This window comes from Pseudomonas sp. 14P_8.1_Bac3 (genome assembly GCF_025466085.1).
GTDB lineage: Bacteria > Pseudomonadota > Gammaproteobacteria > Pseudomonadales > Pseudomonadaceae > Aquipseudomonas.
This window is the reverse complement of sequence record NZ_JANLOD010000049.1, coordinates 119,349-137,353: the sequence shown is the minus strand read 5'-3', so window position 1 is coordinate 137,353 and position 18,005 is coordinate 119,349. Positions and strand designations below refer to the sequence as shown.

The 18,005-nt window shown below is 62.8% G+C and carries 14 protein-coding genes; 4 read left to right on the top strand and 10 right to left on the bottom strand.

Annotated elements, in window-relative coordinates:
* The first annotated feature begins 72 nt into the window (after nt 1-72).
* Entirely contained in the window at nt 73-1,176 is a 1,104-nt protein-coding gene (locus tag NTD84_RS14875; protein WP_262166804.1) for a polyamine ABC transporter substrate-binding protein, read from the top strand.
* Between the two features lie 40 nt (nt 1,177-1,216).
* On the top strand, nt 1,217-2,347 hold the full coding sequence (locus tag NTD84_RS14870) for a P1 family peptidase (protein WP_262166802.1): 1,131 nt from the start codon (nt 1,217-1,219) through the stop codon (nt 2,345-2,347).
* A gap of 288 nt (nt 2,348-2,635) precedes the next feature.
* Here NTD84_RS14870 and NTD84_RS14865 read toward each other — a convergent pair whose 3' ends face one another.
* From NTD84_RS14865 to NTD84_RS14850, 4 genes are all read right to left on the bottom strand, one after another.
* Entirely contained in the window at nt 2,636-3,331 is a 696-nt protein-coding gene (locus tag NTD84_RS14865; protein WP_262166801.1) for a GNAT family N-acetyltransferase, read from the bottom strand.
* Between the two features lie 301 nt (nt 3,332-3,632).
* Nucleotides 3,633-6,119, bottom strand: a complete 2,487-nt coding sequence (locus NTD84_RS14860; RefSeq protein ID WP_262166800.1) for a TonB-dependent siderophore receptor — start codon at nt 6,117-6,119, stop codon at nt 3,633-3,635.
* A gap of 117 nt (nt 6,120-6,236) precedes the next feature.
* Complete coding sequence (locus NTD84_RS14855) at nt 6,237-7,190, bottom strand: FecR domain-containing protein (protein WP_262166797.1); 954 nt, start codon at nt 7,188-7,190, stop codon at nt 6,237-6,239.
* A gap of 3 nt (nt 7,191-7,193) precedes the next feature.
* Nucleotides 7,194-7,703: a sigma-70 family RNA polymerase sigma factor gene (locus NTD84_RS14850; protein WP_262166795.1), complete on the bottom strand. Its 510-nt coding sequence runs from the start codon at nt 7,701-7,703 to the stop codon at nt 7,194-7,196.
* A gap of 182 nt (nt 7,704-7,885) precedes the next feature.
* Here NTD84_RS14850 and NTD84_RS14845 point away from each other — a divergent pair, with 182 nt between their 5' ends.
* Nucleotides 7,886-8,992, top strand: coding sequence for an alkene reductase (locus NTD84_RS14845; protein ID WP_262166792.1), 1,107 nt, complete (start codon nt 7,886-7,888; stop codon nt 8,990-8,992).
* A 164-nt stretch (nt 8,993-9,156) separates the two neighbouring features.
* Nucleotides 9,157-10,044, top strand: coding sequence for a LysR family transcriptional regulator (locus tag NTD84_RS14840; protein WP_262167231.1), 888 nt, complete (start codon nt 9,157-9,159; stop codon nt 10,042-10,044).
* Nucleotides 10,045-10,046: 2 nt separating this feature from the next.
* On the opposite strand, the gene NTD84_RS14835 is transcribed toward NTD84_RS14840, so the two are convergent.
* The 6 genes from NTD84_RS14835 to NTD84_RS14810 form a co-directional block, all read right to left on the bottom strand.
* Nucleotides 10,047-11,267: an MFS transporter gene (locus NTD84_RS14835; RefSeq protein WP_262166789.1), complete on the bottom strand. Its 1,221-nt coding sequence runs from the start codon at nt 11,265-11,267 to the stop codon at nt 10,047-10,049.
* 144 nt (nt 11,268-11,411) lie between these two features.
* Nucleotides 11,412-12,209 carry a TonB family protein gene (locus NTD84_RS14830; protein WP_262166786.1) on the bottom strand — a complete coding sequence of 266 codons (798 nt, stop codon included), beginning with the start codon at nt 12,207-12,209 and terminating at the stop codon, nt 11,412-11,414.
* Nucleotides 12,206-12,652 (bottom strand): protein TolR, encoded by a 447-nt coding sequence (gene tolR, locus NTD84_RS14825; protein WP_262166784.1) that lies wholly within the window; start codon nt 12,650-12,652, stop codon nt 12,206-12,208. The genes NTD84_RS14830 and tolR overlap by 4 nt, the downstream gene beginning before the upstream one ends.
* A 13-nt stretch (nt 12,653-12,665) precedes the next feature.
* Nucleotides 12,666-13,367: a protein TolQ gene (gene tolQ, locus NTD84_RS14820; protein ID WP_262166781.1), complete on the bottom strand. Its 702-nt coding sequence runs from the start codon at nt 13,365-13,367 to the stop codon at nt 12,666-12,668.
* Nucleotides 13,368-13,464: 97 nt separating this feature from the next.
* Nucleotides 13,465-15,378: a phytase gene (locus tag NTD84_RS14815; RefSeq protein ID WP_262166779.1), complete on the bottom strand. Its 1,914-nt coding sequence runs from the start codon at nt 15,376-15,378 to the stop codon at nt 13,465-13,467.
* A gap of 44 nt (nt 15,379-15,422) precedes the next feature.
* Nucleotides 15,423-17,951, bottom strand: a complete 2,529-nt coding sequence (locus NTD84_RS14810) for a TonB-dependent receptor (protein WP_262166777.1) — start codon at nt 17,949-17,951, stop codon at nt 15,423-15,425.
* Between the last annotated feature and the right edge of the window lie 54 nt (nt 17,952-18,005).

The following is an 18,005-nucleotide window of genomic DNA, read 5'->3' as shown; positions in this document are numbered from 1 at the left end:
ACGCCCATCCCGGTCGATACGCTGCAAGCTCCTGATTATCACCGGCCTGCAGCAGGCCAGGAGCGCCGCATCATGAGTGGTCACCGCACGTATATCAACCTGGGACTGGGCGCTTGCCTGTCGACCTGGATAGCGCTCGCAGCGGCGGATGAGCCCACCGTGCACGTCTACAACTGGTTTGACTACATTGGCCCTACCACCCTGAAGGATTTCCAGCGCGACACCGGGATCAAAACCGTCTACGACACCTTCGACAGCGGCGAAGTCCTGGAAGCCAAGCTGATGACCGGCCATAGCGGTTACGACGTGGTGGTGGCCAGCAACTTCATCCTGCCGGCCCTGATCAAGGCCGGCGCCTTGCAGAAACTGGACCGCAGCCAACTGACCAACCTGCACCACATTGATCCGGTGTTGCTGGAAAAGCTGCGTGCGAACGACCCGGACAATCAATACGCCGTGCCTTATCTGTGGGGCACCGATGGCATCGGCTACAACGTCGACAAGGTCCGCGAAGTCCTGGGCGACCAGGCGCCGGTGAACTCCTGGGACCTGCTGTTCAAGGAACAGAACCTGGCGAAGCTGAGCCAATGCGGCGTGGGGATCCTGGACGCTCCCGCCGAAATCATCCCGATCGCCCTGCACTATCTCGGCCTGCCGCCCAACAGCAGCAACCCCGCCGACTACAAAAAAGCTGAAGCCCTGATGCTGAAGTTGCGTCCCTACATCACCTATTTCAATTCGTCGAAGATTCAGACCGACCTGGCCAACGGCGACATCTGCGTCGCCTTGACGTGGTCCGGCACAGTATTCGGGGCCAAGCAGGCCGCCAATGAAGCCGCGAAGGGTGTAAAAATCGAGTACAGCATCCCGGTCGAAGGTGCGCCGCTCTGGTCCGATAACCTGGTCATGGTCAAGGACGCCAACAATACGAAACAGGGGCTGACTTTTATCAATTACCTGCTGCAGCCCGAGGTGATTGCACCCGCCACCAATCTGGCGCTCACCGCCAATGCCAACAAAGACGCCACTGCACTGGTCTCGGACGAAGTGCGCCGGTTCAGCAATATCTATCCCTCAGCCGAGGTGATCGCCAAGGCTTTCACCTTGCAGCCGCAGCCCCATGAGATCGAACGTGTCCGTACGCGCGTCTGGAGCAACATCAAGAACGGCAACTGAACCGCCCTCCTTTCCGTTTAACCTGCCTGAGAGTTCCTGCATGAAACCACGTGCCCGCGATTTGAATATCCGCTTCGGCCAACTCCAACCCGGCCCGCTCAACGCCATCACGGATGTCCCCGGTGTGCGAGTCGGCCACAGCAATGTGCGCGGCCGCACCGCCAATGGACGCGACATCCTCACCGGCGTCACCGTGATCGAGCCGCGCACCGGATCCACCAGTCAGCAGCCCTGTTTCGCTGGTGTCCATGTGCTCAACGGTAACGGCGATGCCACCGGTCTGGAGTGGATTCGCGAGGCCGGTTTGCTGACCAGCCCGGTGGCTTTCACCAACACCCACAGCCTGGGCGTGGTGCGCGATGCGTTGATCGTGCTGGACCGTCAACAGCAACCGGACGACGGCCGGCTCTACTGGAACATGCCGGTGGTGCTGGAGACGTTCGACGGTTTGCTCAACGACATCAATGGCTTTCACGTGAAGCCCGAACACGTGGCCGAAGCCCTGAACACCGCCATTGGCGGACCGGTGACCGAGGGCAATGTCGGCGGTGGCAGCGGCATGATCTGTCATGAATTCAAGGGTGGGATCGGCACCGCTTCGCGGCGTTTGAACAGCGCCCAGGGCGGCTGGACGGTCGGCGCCATCGTCCAGGCCAACCACGGTATCCGCAACGAACTGCGCGTCGACGGCTACCCGGTCGGGCGCTACATGGAAAAGGCTGACTCACCGTTTCTCAAGGCATCGTTACCGCATCCGGGCATGGGCTCGATTGTCGTTTGCCTCGCCACGGATGCGCCGTTGCTGCCGCACCAATGCACCCGCCTCGCCCAGCGCGCCAGCCTCGGGCTCGCCCGCACCGGCGGCGGCAATGAAGACCACAGCGGCGACCTCTTTATCGCCTTTGCGACCGGCAACGATGTGCCGCCGGCCGCGTATGAATCGAAGAAGTCACCGACCTGCGACAACCTGAGCATGGTCAACAACGATCACATCAGCGAGTTGTTCCTGGCGGCTACGGAAGCGGTGGAGGAAGCGATCATCAATGCCTTGCTGGCCGCCGACACCGCCGAGGGCAATGGCCACGCGGTGCCGGGGCTGGACGCCGGGACGCTGCTCAAAGCGTTACGGCGAGCCGGCTGGCCGGGCCAGGAGACGACTAGCGGTACTTGAGTGCCAAACTGCATGTTCCTACGATGAGTCTACGCGGCCGTTTGTTTGCTCAACTCAAGCGGTTGCGTAAGTGGTGAGTGTTCTGAACCCTACCAAGCTCACCGCTTTGCTTCACGTGCATCTTGAGCCTCAAGGGCTCTACTTCCTCCCCATCAAAGAGCGTTGAGGCTCTTTTTTTTGTGCACGTTTATTCTGCAGGAGCGAGCTTGCTCGCGATGATCTCAATAATCACGCGCGTTTTCTGACTGGAACGCGGCGCTTTCGAGTCCATCGCGAGCAAGCTCGCTCCTACAGTGAATCGGCGTGGTTCCGGCGTTGCCGGACAAATTCATTGGCCTTGTGCGTGAGCTGGTCCAGGTGCCGGTCGCGCTGTTTCTCCGCATCGATCATTGCCCGCTTGCCGTGCTTTTGCAGCAGGTACGTATGAATCTGCCGCACTTCCAGCGAGCTATAAATCGACGCCACATCCAGCAACCCCATCAAGCCGTCGGCGCTGTGATCGCGGGTGTTCATCAGCACTTGCGAACCGCGCACGCCCAGCACCTGAAAACCCATCGACTCGAACCACGTCACCTTGGCCACCGCGCAGGTCAGTTCCGCATGGGGATAACGACCGACCATTTCCCGCACCATCTTGCGCGCCACGCCCTGGCGCCGATAACCGGCCTGCACCGCCATGTAGGCTACGCCGCACGCCTCGGGGTCGTCCTTGATCGGCAGGTACAGCAAGAAGCCGATGACTTTTTCAGGATCGTCCACGTCCGTGGCGACGATCAGCTCCACCGCAATCCCCTTTGCCCCATTCAGCGCCTCCAGGTAAAGGTGCACCTCATAGCCGATCGCGTACTGGTACACGTTGTACAACAGGTTGCTCGGCGGGATGGCGACCATGCTGATGTCGGTCAGGTTGTCGACGACCATCTGCAGGATCTGGCTGGTGAGGTGCTCGGGGCATGGGGTTTTGAAGTGGCTGATCTGCGGCATTGAGTTGGCTCTGACGGGCGGGCGTGAAGCGTGGGTTCGCGGGGCGCCTATGATAACGCGCTGGCGGGACGACGTAGTGTGTCAGTTGCGGCCCCTTCGCGGGCAAGCCCGCTCCCACAGTGTCCGTGGTGAAGCTCGGATATGCGACTGACGAAAATCCCTGTCGTGCGACGGCATCGGGATCACACCGAACACTGTAGGAGCCAGCTTGCTGGCGATGGATTCAAAGGGCGCCGCGTTGAATCGGGCCGCCCCGCGTTATCGTTAACGACCATCGCCAGCAACTCCGATCGGGGCAACGTTACCAGTCGTAGGACATTTCCACCGCAGCCACGCGCTCCTGGCCGTAGTAGCAACCGAACGAGTAGTTGCAGTCCGAGATGTATTTGCGGTCGAACACGTTCTGCACGTTCAGGCGGGTCTGCAGACCGCGCAGGCTGGCGTCCAGTTTGCCCAGGTCGTAGCTGATCGTGGTGTCGTAGACGACGTACGACGGCACTTCGAAGGAGTGCGACGAATCACCCGGTTTGCGCCCGGTATAGCGCGCACCCGCACCGAAGGTCAGACCGTTGAGGGTCGCCTGGGTGAAGTGGTAGTCGGCCCACAACGAGGCGGAGACCGGCGCCTGTGCTTCGTTGCGATTACCCTGGTCGCCGTAGTTGCTCTTGGTATAGAACGAGTCGATGTAGGTCGCGGCGGCCAGCACGTCGATGTTGTCGAGGCTGGATTTGACTTCCAGTTCGACGCCGCGCGAGCGCACTTCGCCGTCCTGGGTCTGGTACTGCGGGTAGTCATCGTCACCGGTCAGCACGTTCTTCTGTTTGACCTGAAAGACCGAGGCAGTAATCAGCGTCTTGTCGAACGGCTGATACTTCACGCCCACTTCGTATTGCTCGCCCTCGGTCGGTTCGAACGCCTTGCCACCGCGCTCCGGTGCCGCCGTGCCGAGGGTCGGCAGGAACGATTCGGAATAGCTGATATAGGGCGCCAGGCCGAACTCGGTGACGTAAGTCAGGCCCACGCGACCGGTAAATTTATGGTCGCGCTGGGACGTGACAGTCTCGGCGAGGATGTCCTTGTTATCGATTTCCGCCCAGTCCTCACGCCCGCCGATGGTCAGGATCCACTGGTTCAGCTTGATCTGGTCCTGCACGTACACGCCGGTCTGGCGCAGGGTGTTGTCCCAGCGGGTGTCCAGCACCGGGACCACACTGCCGGTGTCGAAGTTGTTCTGGCCGTAGAGGTTGACCGGCATCACGTTGTACGCGTTGAGCCCATCGTACTTGCGGTTGAAATGGCGATAGTCCACGCCCGTAAGCAGCGTGTGTTCGAGGTCGCCGGTGTTGAATGTGTATTGCAGGTTGTTATCGATGGTGTAGGCGATGTTGTGCTGGCGCCAGTCAACCTTGGTGCGACTCGCGCGGGTGTAATCGGTCTCGCCCGCGGCGTCGGTGGCGAACGCCCGCAGGTAGAAGCCTTTGTACTGGTCGCGCACGTCGGTGTAACGCGCGGTTGAGCGGTAGGTCAGGTCATCGGTCAGGTTGTGGCTGAAGTCGTAGCCGAAGACGTACTGATCGCGTTTGTAGTCGTTGAAGCGCGTGTCGCCGGAAAAGAAATGGCGGTCGATTCTTTGCCCGGTCGGGCCGCGATCGAGGGAGCCGATCCGCGGCAGCGACTGATAATCCTCTAGGCCGTCGTCACGCTGGATCTGCGCCAGCAGGGTCAGCGAAGTGTCGTCGGTGGGCGTCCAGGTCAGGCTCGGCGCCAGTAACAGGCGTTCGCTGTGAGTGTGGTCGACCTGTTCGTTGCCTTTGTTCGCGACGCCGATGAGACGATAGGAAAACGCCTTCTGATCATCGATCGGGCCACTGGCGTCGAAGGCGCCGTTGACCCGGTTGTAGCTGCCCGCGCCAAGTTTGACCTGGCTGCGCTGCTCGGTGGTCGGGCGCTTGGAAACCAGGTTGATCAGCCCGCCCGGCTGGTTTTGCCCGTAGAGCACCGACGACGGCCCCTTGAGCACCTCGATGCGCTCCAGGGTGTACGGGTCGATTTGCGGCGCGCCGCCGAGGCTGCCGGCGTAAGGAATGTAGGCGCCGTCCAGGTACAACGGCGTCGGCGCGAAACCGCGGCTGGTGATTTCGTCGGCAATCGAATTGCGGTCAGTGAAGCCGCCGGTGTTCAGCCCCGGCGTGTAGCGCAGGGCCTGGGTCAGGTTGCGCGCGCCCTGGGTTTCGACTTGCGCGGCGGTCACCACGTTGATGGCCTGGGGAATTTCCAGAATCGGCGTATCAGTCTTGGTGCCGGTGGCGCTGCGGGTGGCGACGTAACCGTCGACCGGGCCGTAGGCCGACTCGATGACCTGCCCGGAAATGTTGGTCGCCCCCAGTTGCAGCGCCGAACCCTCTGCCGCCGGCAGCAGCGAATAACTGCCGTTGTCATGGCGCACCAGCTGCAACTTGCTGCCGGCAAGCAACTGGCGCAAACCGGCGTCCACGCTGTAGCGACCGTGCAGCCCCGCGGTGTTCTGGCCATTGGCAGCGGCCGGCTCAAACGACACCGTCACCCCGGCCGTGGAAGCGAATTGGGTCAGCGCCGACGCCAGCGAACCGGCCGGGATATCGAATTGCGTTTCAGCATTGGTCTGTGCCCACGCGGGTTGTGCCAGCAGCGTGAAACCCACCGGCACCATCAGCGCCATGCCGAGCAACGCCGCATGCACCGCGCGATTCAGAGGTTTAACGGACAGGTTTACAGCAGAAAAACCGATAGAGGGGTTGCGAGGGGTCATGCAGTTTCCTTTCGCCCGGTGGCATTGATTGGCGGCGTCTGTTGCGCCTCTACCTACAAGGTCGAACGAGAATCACAATCAACAACCCCTCGCCGCAATTTCTTTTCGATGACACGCTCAAACCGCTTCCACGCTTGCCCAGTACCGACTGAAACGGCGGATGCGCACCGGCAACGTCGCGGTCAGGTTGTCCAGAATCGTGTCGGTGCTGCCGAGGTGGAACGCCCCGGAAATACGCAGCGTCGCCACTGCCGGATCACAGCCCAGATGGCCCGGACGGTAGCGTTGCAGCTCACGAATGAAATCACCCAGGCGCCAGTCGTCGACCACCAGCATGTCGCGGGTCCAGGCGTCGGCCTGAGGGTTGGCGCGCTGCACGGGACCGACACTGTTATCGCTGAAGCTCAGTTGCTGACCGGCGTCGACACGCACGACCCGGCCAAGCCGATTGGCGGCGCGCACTTCGACCGCATGTTCCTGCACACAGACCAGCGTGCGCCCCGCGTCGCTGCGGACGATAAACCGAGTGCCCAAGGCGCGGACGCTGCCTTGGGCCGTGTGCACAATGAACGGCCGCGCCAGATCGTCGCGCGCGGTTTCAATCAGGATTTCGCCACTGAGCAAGCGCACTTCGCGCAGGGTGGCGCTGAACCGAATGTCCACCGCCGTGGCGGTGTTCAGTTGCAATTGGCTGCCGTCGTCCAGGCGCAGGCGGCGATGTTCGCCGGTTCCGGTGCGCTGGTCGGCCATCAGGGTCGGCAGCGCTGTGGTGTTCCAGGCCAGCGTACCCGCCCCGCCCGCGGCCATCAGGATCGACAACACCTTGAGCACGTCGCGCCGCCTGGCACGGGCATTGGCCAGGGTCGGCCGAGCGATGCCGGGGGCGACCTGGCCGAGTTTGTCCTGCAACCGCGCCAGGCGCTCCCATGCTTGCGCATGCCGGGGATCGCGTTCGAGCCAGCGTCGATGCGCCTCGCGGGTGGCCTCGTCCGGCACCTCGCCACGCAAATCGACGTACCAGCGCGCGGCGGCTTCGAGGGTCGCGTGATCCAGGCTTTGCGAACGGGCCATCGCTCAGTCCTCGATCAGCAGCAGGCAGTGCGTCAGGGCGCGCACCGTGTGTTTCTTCACCGTGTTCACCGAGACGCTCAGGCGCCGGCCGATCTCCACGTAACTCAGGCCGTCGAGCTGCGCCAACAGGAAAATCTCGCGTGTGCGGCCACCGAGACCATCGAGCAGGCGGTCGATCTCCATCAGGGTTTCAATGATCAGCGTGCGGGTTTCGGGCGAGATGTCCACGGGTTCCGGGCACAGCGCGAGCGTTTCCAGATAGGCCTGTTCCAGCGCCCGGCGGCGAAACATGTCGATCATCAGGCTGCGCGCGACGGTGCTCAGGTAGGCCCGCGGCTCGCGCAGTTCCGGGGCCTTGCGCTGAGTCAGCACGCGAATGAAGGTGTCCTGGGCCAGATCCGCCGCATTATCGACGCAACCGATTCGCTTGCGCAGCCAGCCGCAAAGCCATGAGTGATGGTCCTCATAGAGCGAATGCACGGCGTGTTGCAGAGAAAGATCAACGGAGGACATGAAGAAGGCCCGGGAAGATTATTTGATAATGACTCTCATTTTCTTCCAAGGGACTACATTATTGCAAGACCAGTCCTACTTTGATTACGGACAAATCCGTCCAAAGAGAGCGGATCGCTGACCCGTTTTTCTAATCGCCGTACCGGCCTAAGGTAGCCCCCAGACACTTATTGGAGGTCACCATGAAACATTCCACCCTGCTTTCCCCGATCCAGATTGGTCCTTACACCCTCTCCCACCGCGTGGTCATGGCGCCGCTGACGCGCATGCGTTCCGAGCCCGGCGACCTGCCTGGCGCGTTGATGGCCGAGTATTACTCGCAACGGGCGACCGACGGCGGCCTGATCATTTCCGAAGCCACGGTGGTGTCCACCACCGGCAACGGCTACCTGGGTTCGCCTGGTCTGTACAACGACGCACAGATCCCCGGCTGGAAAGCTATCACCGAAGCGGTGCACAACAAGGGCGGGCGGATTTTCCTGCAACTGTTCCACGCCGGTCGCCAGTCCCACCGCGACATGCAGCCCGATGGCGCGCAGCCGGTCGCCCCGTCGGCCGTCGATTACGACGGCGTCGCCTACACCGCCAACGGCTGGGTGCCAAGCACGCCGCACCGTGCACTGGCCGCAACGGAAGTCGAAGCCTTGGTCGAAGACTTCCGCAGCGCCGCGCAACGGGGCCTGGAAGCCGGGTTTGACGGCGTGGAAATCCACGGCGCCAACGGTTACCTGATCGACCAGTTCCTGCAGGACGGCAGCAACCGCCGCACCGACGCCTATGGCGGCACCCTCGCTAAGCGTGCGCGTTTCCTGCTGGACATCACCCGTGCGGTGATTTCGGTATGGGGCAGTGAGCGAGTGGCCGTACGCCTTGGGCCGAGCGGCAACTTCGGTGACATGAAGGACAGCGATCCAGAAGCATTGTTTGTCTACGTCGCCGAGCAACTGGCAACGCTGAAACTGGCGTATTTGCATTTGATCGAACCGCGAGTGCTGGGCAACTCGATTGACGAGAGCAAGGATCAGAACCCGGTGGCGGCGCAGTTGATTCGCCGGCACTACCACGGTTTGATCATCGCGGCGGGTGGCTTCACCGCGGCGTCTGCCGAGCAGATTTTGCAGGCCGGTGATGCGGACCTGGTGGCGTTTGGACGGGACTTTATCGCCAACCCGGATCTGCCGGAGCGCATTCGTCATGACCGGCCGTTGAATGCTTATGACCGCGATACGTTTTATGGCGGCACTGAGGTCGGGTTTACGGATTATCCGTTCTACCAAGCCACTGCCTGACAGTTGCGTTGAATATATAACCGTCTTTGCGCCCATTCGACTTCTTCGCGAATGGGCGCAACTCGATCTTTCTGAAATGCCCCCCAGCCACTCCCCCGCTTTGCAAATCCCCCGCCCCCCTCTACTCTGCGTTAACCCTCCCTGCACCGAGCACGCCTCCCATGATGGACAGCCTCAGCGGCATCACCGCCTTCATTCAGGTGGCTGAAACCCGCAGCTTCACCGAAGCCGGCCGCCTGCTGGAAATCTCCTCGTCGGCGGTGGGCAAAAGCGTGGCGCGGATGGAGGAGCGGCTGGGTGTGCGCCTGTTCCATCGCAGCACCCGCAGCGTCACCCTGACCACCGAAGGCGAGCTGTTCCTCGACCGCTGCAAACGCATCCTCAGTGAAGTGGAAGCGGCGGAAATGGAGCTGCTGGAGCTGTCCAGCAATCCTCGGGGCAAAGTGCGCATCAGCGTGCCGATCCAGAACGTGCTGATCATGCCGGTGCTGGCCGGATTCATCCGCGCCTATCCGGACATCGAACTGGACGTGGACATGTCCGACCGCATGGTCGACGTGATCGAGGAAGGCTTCGACGCGGTGATCCGCACCGGTGCGCCGCAGGATTCACGGTTGATGGCGCGCAAGCTCGGGGGTTATCAACTGCAACTGGTGGCGTCGCCGGAGTACCTGGAACGGCATGGCGAGCCTGAGCATCCGGATGATCTGATCAACCACGTGTGCCTGCTGCACAAGTTTCCGGCGACGGGAATGATCGAGCGCTGGCCGCTGCGCATCGGCGACACGCACATCGAGCCGAACCTGGCCAAGTCGATGGCGTGCACGACGATGGATCCGCTGACGTACCTGGCGATTGATGGGGTGGGGATTGCCTGCCTTCCGGATTTTTCAATCCGTCAGCCGTTGGCCGACGGCAGGCTGAAGGTGCTGCTGGAGGATTTTACTGACCACACGGGTAACCTGTGGATGCTCTGGCCTGCGTCCAAGCAGACCGCACCGCGGTTGCGTGTGTTGATCGACTACTTCAAGGACAACATTCTCAAAGCATGAACTCAGCGTTGCAGGGCTTCGGCAATCGGCGCTTTGCCGATGCCGAAGCTGAGCATTACCGCCAGGCCAAGCACGCCGATCCCGGCGCCCAGCCACAGTGCCGACGGTACGCCGTGATGATCCACCATCAGACCACCGAACAGCGAACCGGAAGCGATCGCCACCTGGAACATCGTCACCAGCATCGCAGAACTGGCCTCCGGCAATTGTGGCGACGTCAGTTGCATCCAGGTGCTCACGCCCAGTGGAATCGCGCCATAGGCAATGCCCCATATCAGTACCGCCAGCACCACGCCTGCTCCTTGTAATTGTGGCAAGGCCAGTTGGGCGATGATCATCAGCACCACCACCGCGCCCAGGGAAAGTCGCAGATGCCGGGCCACACCGCTGGCCATGGCGAAATTGGCCAGCATCCCGACCAGGCCGAAACCGAGCAGCACCGAGGTGATCGCGCTGGCGGAGAAGCCCGCTTCACGACCGAGGAACGGCGCAATGTAGGTGTAGGCCGAGAAGTGTGCCGCGACCACCAGCGCCAGCAGCAACATGCTGCGACGCGCATTCCTGCGCGCCAGGAACTCCAGCAGCGCCCGCAAACGCAAGCCTTCACGGGACGGCAGCGAAGGCAAGGTCAGGCCTTGTGCAATCAACGCCAACAGCGCCAACCCTGCGGCGACGGCGAACGACACGCGCCAGGAAAACAGTGTGCTGAGAAACGTACCGAACGGCACGCCAAACACCGTCGCCAAGGTGATCCCGGCGAAGATCAGCGCCGTGGCTTTTGCCGCCTTGGATTCATTGACCAGACGCGCGGCCACGGCAATCGCCACCGCCCAGAACCCACCCAGCGCGACCCCCAACAACGCGCGGCCCAACAGCATGACCAGCAACGAAGGCGCGAACGCCGAGATCAAGTTCGCCGCCACCTGCAACAGTGTTAACAGCAGCAACAAATGACGACGGTTCATCCTCCCGGCCCCGAGCATGATCGCCGGCGCGGATACCGCCGCGACGATCCCCGGTACGGTGACCATCAACCCCGCGACCCCGTCGGTGATGGCCAGGCTGTTGGCGATCTGCGGCAGTATGCCCACCGGCAGGTATTCGGTGGTGACAAAGGCGAAGGCGCCCAAGGCCACGGAAAACACCGACAGCCAGTCGTGCCAGGAGGAAGCCGGCGTTGGCGCGAGCGCAACGCCGGCGGGTATTGCATGCCTATCGTTCATAAGAAAGCTCCACAGTCATAAGTGGAGCCATGCTAGGCAGCTTGTCGCCGCAGAAAAACGGGCCGCGGCTCCGATCACTCTGGATCAATCAGTCCGTAATCGGAGGGGCTGGCGGCGGCGATTTCAAAGGCGCCGGACATCCAGTCACTTGATCCGATAATGAAACGTGTTGCGCACCGCCGGCACTGAAACCACTTGGCCGTCGACGACTTTCGGCTGATAACGGAAGGTGTTGGCGGCCGCCAATGACGGGCGGATGAACAGGGGATGGCAGCCATCGAGCACCTTGGGGTTTTCGATTTTGCCCTGGGGGTTGACGGTGTATTCCACGGTGCAATCGCCTTCGATGTGTTTGTCCAGCGCCCGCTCCGGGTAGTCCGGGGCTTCTTTGCTCAACGGCAGGTACTGGCGGCTGTTGGCGGCAGCCTGTGCCGATTGCTGGCGGGCGCGCTCGGCATTCAGCCGTGCCTGTTCGGCGTGTTGTGCCTGCTGCTCGGCGACACGTTGTTGTTCCGCCTCGCGGCTGCGCTGTTCCGATTCCAGCCGTTGACGTTGCTGCTCGGCCTGAAGGTCGCGTTTTTTGTCTTCGACCCGCTTGCGCGCCAACGCGGCCTGCTCGAGCTTTTGCGCCTGAAGTTGTGGGTCGACGGCAGGTTTGACGGGCGCCGCAACGACCGGCTCAGGCGGTGTCGGTTCGACCAATGCCGGCGTTGGCGGCGGGGCCACCAGCGGTGGTGCCGGGGGCAACATCACCAGTTGGGTTCTCAGCACCGCGGGCGGATCGGCGCGGGGGGTGTCCGGCGACCAGCCATGCACCAGCAGCGCCAGGACAATCCCGTGCAACGCGACCGCCAGGCTCGCCGCCAGACTGTTCTGCCAGAACCCGCTACGCCCGGAACGCTGCGTCGTCATCAAAGGACTGTGCATGGTCATCGCCGTCATTGCGGGGCCTCGGTCACCAGCCCGAGATTGCTGACACCACCCTGCTGCAGCGCCGCCATGGCCGCGACGACACTCCCGTAGCCGGCATCCTTGTCCGCGCGGATGTACACCTGGGTATCGTGCCGCTCGGCAACGACCCGGGAGACTTTCGCCTGCAGTTCGTCGAGGCTCACGGCGCTGTCGGTCTGCTGTCGGGTGTCGAGCTCACCGCCAAGATTCCAGTAGTAACCGCCCTCGGCCTTCACCGACAGGGTGAGGATTTGCTGGCGCGTATCCGTGGCCAGGGCCTCGCTGGCGACCTTGGGCAATTCGATCTTCACACCCTGGGTCAGCATCGGCGCGGTGACCATGAAAATCACCAGCAGCACCAGCATCACGTCGATGTACGGCACCACGTTCATTTCAGCCTTGGGCCCGTGCTTGCGTTGCGGTCGGATCAGCATCTTCACGCTCCTCTCAGGCGGCGACAGCCAGGGTCGACGGCGTGCCGTGCAACGTGCGGTGCAGGCGCACCTGAAGCTCATTGCCGAAGGCGTAGTAACGGGTCAGCAAGGTCTGGCTGCGGGAGGAAAAACGGTTGTAGGCCATCACCGCCGGTATCGCCGCAAACAGGCCGATGGCCGTGGCGATCAACGCTTCGGCGATGCCTGGGGCCACGGTCGACAACGTAGCTTGCTGCACCTGGGACAGGCCGAGAAAGGAATTCATGATCCCCCACACCGTGCCGAACAGGCCGATGTACGGACTGACCGAACCCACCGTGGCGAGAACCTGCAAGCCTTTTTCCAGCTGCACTTCCTGCTCGCTGATCGCCACGTACAACGCACGCTCCACGCCGTCGAGCACCACCTCGGGAGCGTTGCCCTGACGCTGGTTGAGGTGGTTGAACTCGTGCAGCCCGGCGTGAAAGATCGGGGCCACTCCGCTGTCGCTGCCCGCGGTTTCCCGGTACAGCGGCAGCAGGTCCGAAGCGCCCCGAAAGCGCTGCACAAAGGCGTTCATCTGCCGCTCATGCTGTTGCAGCACGCGGCTGCGCTGGATGATCAGGTACCAGCTGAGCAACGACGCCAGCAACAGGGTGAGCATGACCGCCTTGACCAACAGGCTGGCGTCGCTGATCAGCCCCCAGATCGTCATGTGTTCGAGCGTGGCCTGCATGGTGAAACTCCTTGTCTGGCGCTGTCGGGCCGTCGATGCGCGACGGCCGTCCAGCTATTGGATGAAAGTGCGATGACAGGTTGATGACGGGACGGGATCAGGGCAGCTCCAGGGCTTGAGTGACCTCGGCCCAGGGCACGAATTTGAAGTTCTGGGTCTGCTCGGGCATCCGTTTGCGGCCGTCCTGCACCACCAGCAGGCCCTTGCTCCAGGGACCGCCGAGGTTCACCGAAGTGACTTCCAGGCCGTCGGTTTCCGAGGCGCCGTCGATGCCGAGCGCCGCATTCAGCCCGACGCGAAAGGCGCCGCGTGAGGCGAACGGCGGCTCGGCGTCCAGCACCAGGTAGCTGTCGTTGCCCTGGCTGGAGATCACCAGGTAGTCGCGCGCCTCGCTCTGATAGAGCGCCAGGCCTTCGACATCGGCATGCAGCTGCGGGCCGACCTTGATCACACTGGTCAGCGTCGCCGGTTGATCGGCGCGGGCATCGACCGCCCACACGCCGACATCTTCTTCCCCAAGGAACAACCGCTGACGCTGGTCGTCGGCGACACAGCCCTCGGGCTGACTGTCGACCTTGAACTGGCGCACCAGCTCACCCTGCACGCTGCCATTCGGCGCGCTCAGGCGATATTGCAGGAAGGTCCCGTCCTTGCCGTTGGCGATGGCGTAGAGCTCGCCGCTGGCGGGCTGGAACAGACAGATGCCATAGATTTCCTTGAGCGGCGTGGCAATCTCCCCGGCTTCGCGCAGCTCGCCGGTTCGACGATCGATGCTGAACAGGCTGAGGCTGTTGTGATCGCGATTGCTGGCCACGGCGAGGTCGACGGTCTGTTGCCCGAGTTTGAAATTCGGCCGCACGTCGACGTTGTTCAGGCGCCCGACCGGCAGTTCCTGGAGCAACTTGCCTTGCAGGTCATACGCCAGCAGGCCCTGCTTTTTATTGGTGCCCAGCACCCGGCTCAGCGTCGGTTGCTGCGGGTGAATCCAGATCGCCGGGTCATCCGCCGCGTCGCCCTGACGCCCGACCGGCTCGCTCTGGCCGAGGGCCTTCACGTTCGGCAACACCGGGGCCAAGGGCACCGGCGTAGGCTGCCAGTCGAGTTCGCCCTGATACAGATGGCCGTTGTCATCGTCGCGCAGCAGGATCTGCAGGCCCTTGTCCGTCGGGCGCACGGCGAGGTTTTCCGGTTCCTTCAAACCGCTCAGGGCGACATTGCCCTGAGTCGCCCAGCGTTCGCCTTGTTGTTGATAGACATGCAACTGCGCGGTTTTCGGGTCCAGCGCGACCATGCCGCCCGGCACCAGGGCCATGGCACCGGCGCTGTGGCTGATCTCGCCGAACGGTTCGCGCATGGCCACCGGCGTGCGCGTGACCTCGGCTTCGGGATGCGCCGGATAGGCCCACCACCCGACGTTCTCCTCATTGACCACCAGCTGATTGGCTCCGTCGTCTACCTGACAGTCCGTGGCCGAAGGCGGCAGCGACAGGCCGCGCACACGCTGTGGCTGCGCGTTCAGCGTCGCGCCGTGGCCCACCAGCCATTGTTCGCCCTTGCCCTCCTCGCCCACCAGGAACACGAACAGGTTGCTGGCTTCGTCGCGATACAGGCACAGGCCGTTCACCGGATAATCCCGTGCGGGCAAGTACAACGGCTGGCCCCAACTGCGCTTGTGCGGATCGAGGCTGACCAGAAGCGCTTGCTGACGACTGTTGTCGAGGCTGGCGACCCACACTTGCTGGCCGGAGGCGCGGCTGTCCACGCCGCTGAACGATCCCGGCAGACGCGCCAGCTCCCGGCCTTGCTCGTCGAGCAGCAACAAGCCGTCACGCCCACTGGCAGCCAGGCGTTTACCGGCCGGATCGGCGGGAACGAACGTCACGGCATCCACCGTCAGGTTCGGCGCCCAGGGTGTGAGGGACAGGCTTGGCGCGGACGCCAGCACCTGGCCGGCGGCCAGGCTGATCAGTACCGCCAGCCAGTGGCGCTTGGGTAGCAATGAAATGCTCATGAACAGGCAAAATCCTTGTCGTGGGGCAGCCGCATCGGCGCTTGTCAGAAGTGGGTGAACGTCAGGCCGAGCTTGTAGGTCGGGCCGTATTCTTCGTATTGGCCGTTGTAGGAGCGGTGGCCGGTGTAGACGAAATACGACTCGTCGGTGAGGTTCTGCGCCTCGAAGCTGACTTGCAGGTTCTTGGTCAGCGAGTAACGGGCGCTGAAGTCGATGAAGGTCTGGGCATCGACGTGCAGGTCGTGGGCCTTGTCGTTGATCGAGGCCAGTTCGTAGAGGTAATCCGACTTGTAATTGGCCGACAGGCGCAGGCTCAGCGTGTCGTCTTCCCAACCGAGCATCAGGTTGCCCACCGTGTCGGACTGATTGGGCAGGTCGATGCCGCGCTTGCGGTTGGTGCCACTGGCGCCATCGAAGCCCTTGATCTCGGCATCGGAGCGGCTGAAGGTGGTGTTGGCGCCAATCAGCAGGCCGTTCCAGGGCGCCGGCAGCCAGTCGAATTTTTGCGAGTACGCCAGCTCCAGGCCATACAGCTTGGCGCTGTCGCCGTTGGCGAACGTATGGGCCTCGGAGAAATCGACCCAGGCGCCGGTGCCGGCGAGGTCGGTGTTGTAAACGAAGTTCTTGATGTCTTTGTAGAACACGAATGCCGAGACGGTGCCCGCGCGGCCCATGTAGTGCTCGATGCCCAGGTCGAGGTTGCTCGACTCCAGCGGTTTGAGCTCCGGGTTGCCGAAGGTGGCCTCGTCATCGTCGATGACAAAGCCCGGCGCCAACTGGCCGAAGGTCGGGCGCACCACGGACTTGGTCCAGGCCGCGCGCACCTGGGTGTTCTTGTCCAGTTGATAGCGCGCGTGCAGGCCCGGCAACCAGTGGTGATAGCGGCGCTTGGTCTCGGTGGAGCGGAATTCGCCATCGGTCGCACCGGTGCCCTTGGCTTCGAACTCGGTGCCCTCGTAGCGCAGGCCGGCGATGAAGCGCCAGTCGTCGATGTCGAGGGTGTTCATCAGGTAGCCGGCATTGATGTCTTCGCTGATCTTGAAGTCGTTGACCCGCGATTCGGTTTCGTCATAGAAGTCCGCCCGATCGAGGCCACCGATCAACTGTTTGATGGCGCTGCCGCTGATCCCCGGGCCGAACCGGCCGAGGCGATAGTCAACCGAGCCCTTGCTGAACTGCGACAGGTTGAGCTGGTCATCGCTGAATCCCAGGTCGTCGAAATCTTCATAGACCCACGCGTCGAGGTCGTTGTCCTTGTTGCGCCGGCTGACCTTGCCGCCGAATTTGACCTGGGACGCGTAGCCCTTGAAGTCGTAATCCCGGGCCAGGTCCAGGCGCAGGTTTTTCTCGGTGTCGGTGGTGTTCTGCTTTTCCCACTCGACCTTGTCGAGGCTGAAATTGGCCGGGTCGTAGAAGCTCTGGCCAATGATCGGCCGCGGTTTGTCCTTGTCGTAGAAACCGCTGTCGGCGAAGTCATCGATGCCGTCGAACGCGGCATTGGCGATGTGCCCCGGGCTGTCCTCGCTGGAGCGGCTGTAACCGGCCTGGCCGCTGAGGGTCCAGAGGCCGAACATGCGCTCGCCGCCAAACACGTAGGACTGGATTTCCTGGGTCTCTTCGCGTTGCTTGAGTTTGCGCGAACCTTCGGAGTCGCCCAATTCGCCCGGGGCCTGTGGGTTGGCAAATTCGAAAGCGGCGGCGTTGCGCGTTTCGCTGTCCTTGTAGCGGCTGTAGAGCGTGCGCAGGTAATAGCTGCTGAGGTCATCGGGTTTGTAGTCGAAGTTCAGGCCGCCGCCGGCGCGTTCGCGGCTGATGTCATAGTCGCGCTGTTCGAATTCTTCGAGCCTGGCGCCTCGCTCGAAATCCCAGTCGCCGCCGGTTTCGACGTTGTCCGAACCGAAGTCGCGCTTCTGCCAGCTCAGCGCCGCAGCGACACCGAAGTTGTCGACGCCGTCGCCGAGGCTGAAGCGGTTACTGGCGGCACCGGAAAACTTCGGGCTGGTCTGGTGCGTGTTCTTGTCGTAGCTGGCTTCGCTGCTGCCGGTATAGAACAGGCCCTTGTGATCGAACGCCGAGAGGCTCTTCACATCGACAGTGCCGCCCAGGGAGTTGGCGTCCATGTCCGGGGTCAGGGTCTTGATCACGGACAACGACTGCACCAGCTCCGAGGGCAACACATCGAGGGCCACGGCGCGGCGTTCGCTTTCCGGCGACGGCACCAGCGTGCCATTGATGGTCACGCTGTTGAGATCAGGCCCGAGGCCACGCACGCTGACAAACCGCCCTTCGCCCTGGTCGCGCTCGACGCTGACGCCCGGCAAGCGCTGAACCGCTTCGGCGACGTTTTCGTCCGGCAACTGCGCCACGCCGTCGGCGTGCACCACGCTCTTGATGCTGTCGGAATTGCGCTGTTCCTTGAGCGCCTGGTCGATGCTTGCCGCCTGCCCCACGACCTCGACATGTTCGGTGTTCGTGCTGGTTTCGGCAGCGCTCAGGCGTTCGCTGGCCATCGCCATGGCCAATGCGGTGAGCGTAAAGCTGACAAGCCCGGCGGTGCTGCTGCGCTGGTACATGTTGGTCCTCCCCCAAGAGTCCGATGACGCCAGGCAAGTAGCCCGGCAACTGGG

Excerpts from the sequence above, each read along its gene's own strand:
- tolR (WP_262166784.1), bottom strand. The coding sequence starts at position 12,652 with ATGCTGATCCGACCGCAACGCAAGCACGGGCCCAAGGCTGAAATGAAC.
- NTD84_RS14810 (WP_262166777.1), bottom strand. The coding sequence starts at position 17,951 with ATGTACCAGCGCAGCAGCACCGCCGGGCTTGTCAGCTTTACGCTCACC.
- NTD84_RS14870 (WP_262166802.1), top strand. The coding sequence starts at position 1,217 with ATGAAACCACGTGCCCGCGATTTGAATATCCGCTTCGGCCAACTCCAA.
- NTD84_RS14835 (WP_262166789.1), bottom strand. The coding sequence starts at position 11,267 with ATGAACGATAGGCATGCAATACCCGCCGGCGTTGCGCTCGCGCCAACG.
- NTD84_RS14865 (WP_262166801.1), bottom strand. The coding sequence starts at position 3,331 with ATGCCGCAGATCAGCCACTTCAAAACCCCATGCCCCGAGCACCTCACC.
- tolQ (WP_262166781.1), bottom strand. The coding sequence starts at position 13,367 with ATGCAGGCCACGCTCGAACACATGACGATCTGGGGGCTGATCAGCGAC.
- NTD84_RS14850 (WP_262166795.1), bottom strand. The coding sequence starts at position 7,703 with ATGTCCTCCGTTGATCTTTCTCTGCAACACGCCGTGCATTCGCTCTAT.
- NTD84_RS14840 (WP_262167231.1), top strand. The coding sequence starts at position 9,157 with ATGGACAGCCTCAGCGGCATCACCGCCTTCATTCAGGTGGCTGAAACC.
- NTD84_RS14860 (WP_262166800.1), bottom strand. The coding sequence starts at position 6,119 with ATGACCCCTCGCAACCCCTCTATCGGTTTTTCTGCTGTAAACCTGTCC.
- NTD84_RS14815 (WP_262166779.1), bottom strand. The coding sequence starts at position 15,378 with ATGAGCATTTCATTGCTACCCAAGCGCCACTGGCTGGCGGTACTGATC.
- NTD84_RS14855 (WP_262166797.1), bottom strand. The coding sequence starts at position 7,190 with ATGGCCCGTTCGCAAAGCCTGGATCACGCGACCCTCGAAGCCGCCGCG.
- NTD84_RS14830 (WP_262166786.1), bottom strand. The coding sequence starts at position 12,209 with ATGACGGCGATGACCATGCACAGTCCTTTGATGACGACGCAGCGTTCC.
- NTD84_RS14875 (WP_262166804.1), top strand. The coding sequence starts at position 73 with ATGAGTGGTCACCGCACGTATATCAACCTGGGACTGGGCGCTTGCCTG.
- NTD84_RS14845 (WP_262166792.1), top strand. The coding sequence starts at position 7,886 with ATGAAACATTCCACCCTGCTTTCCCCGATCCAGATTGGTCCTTACACC.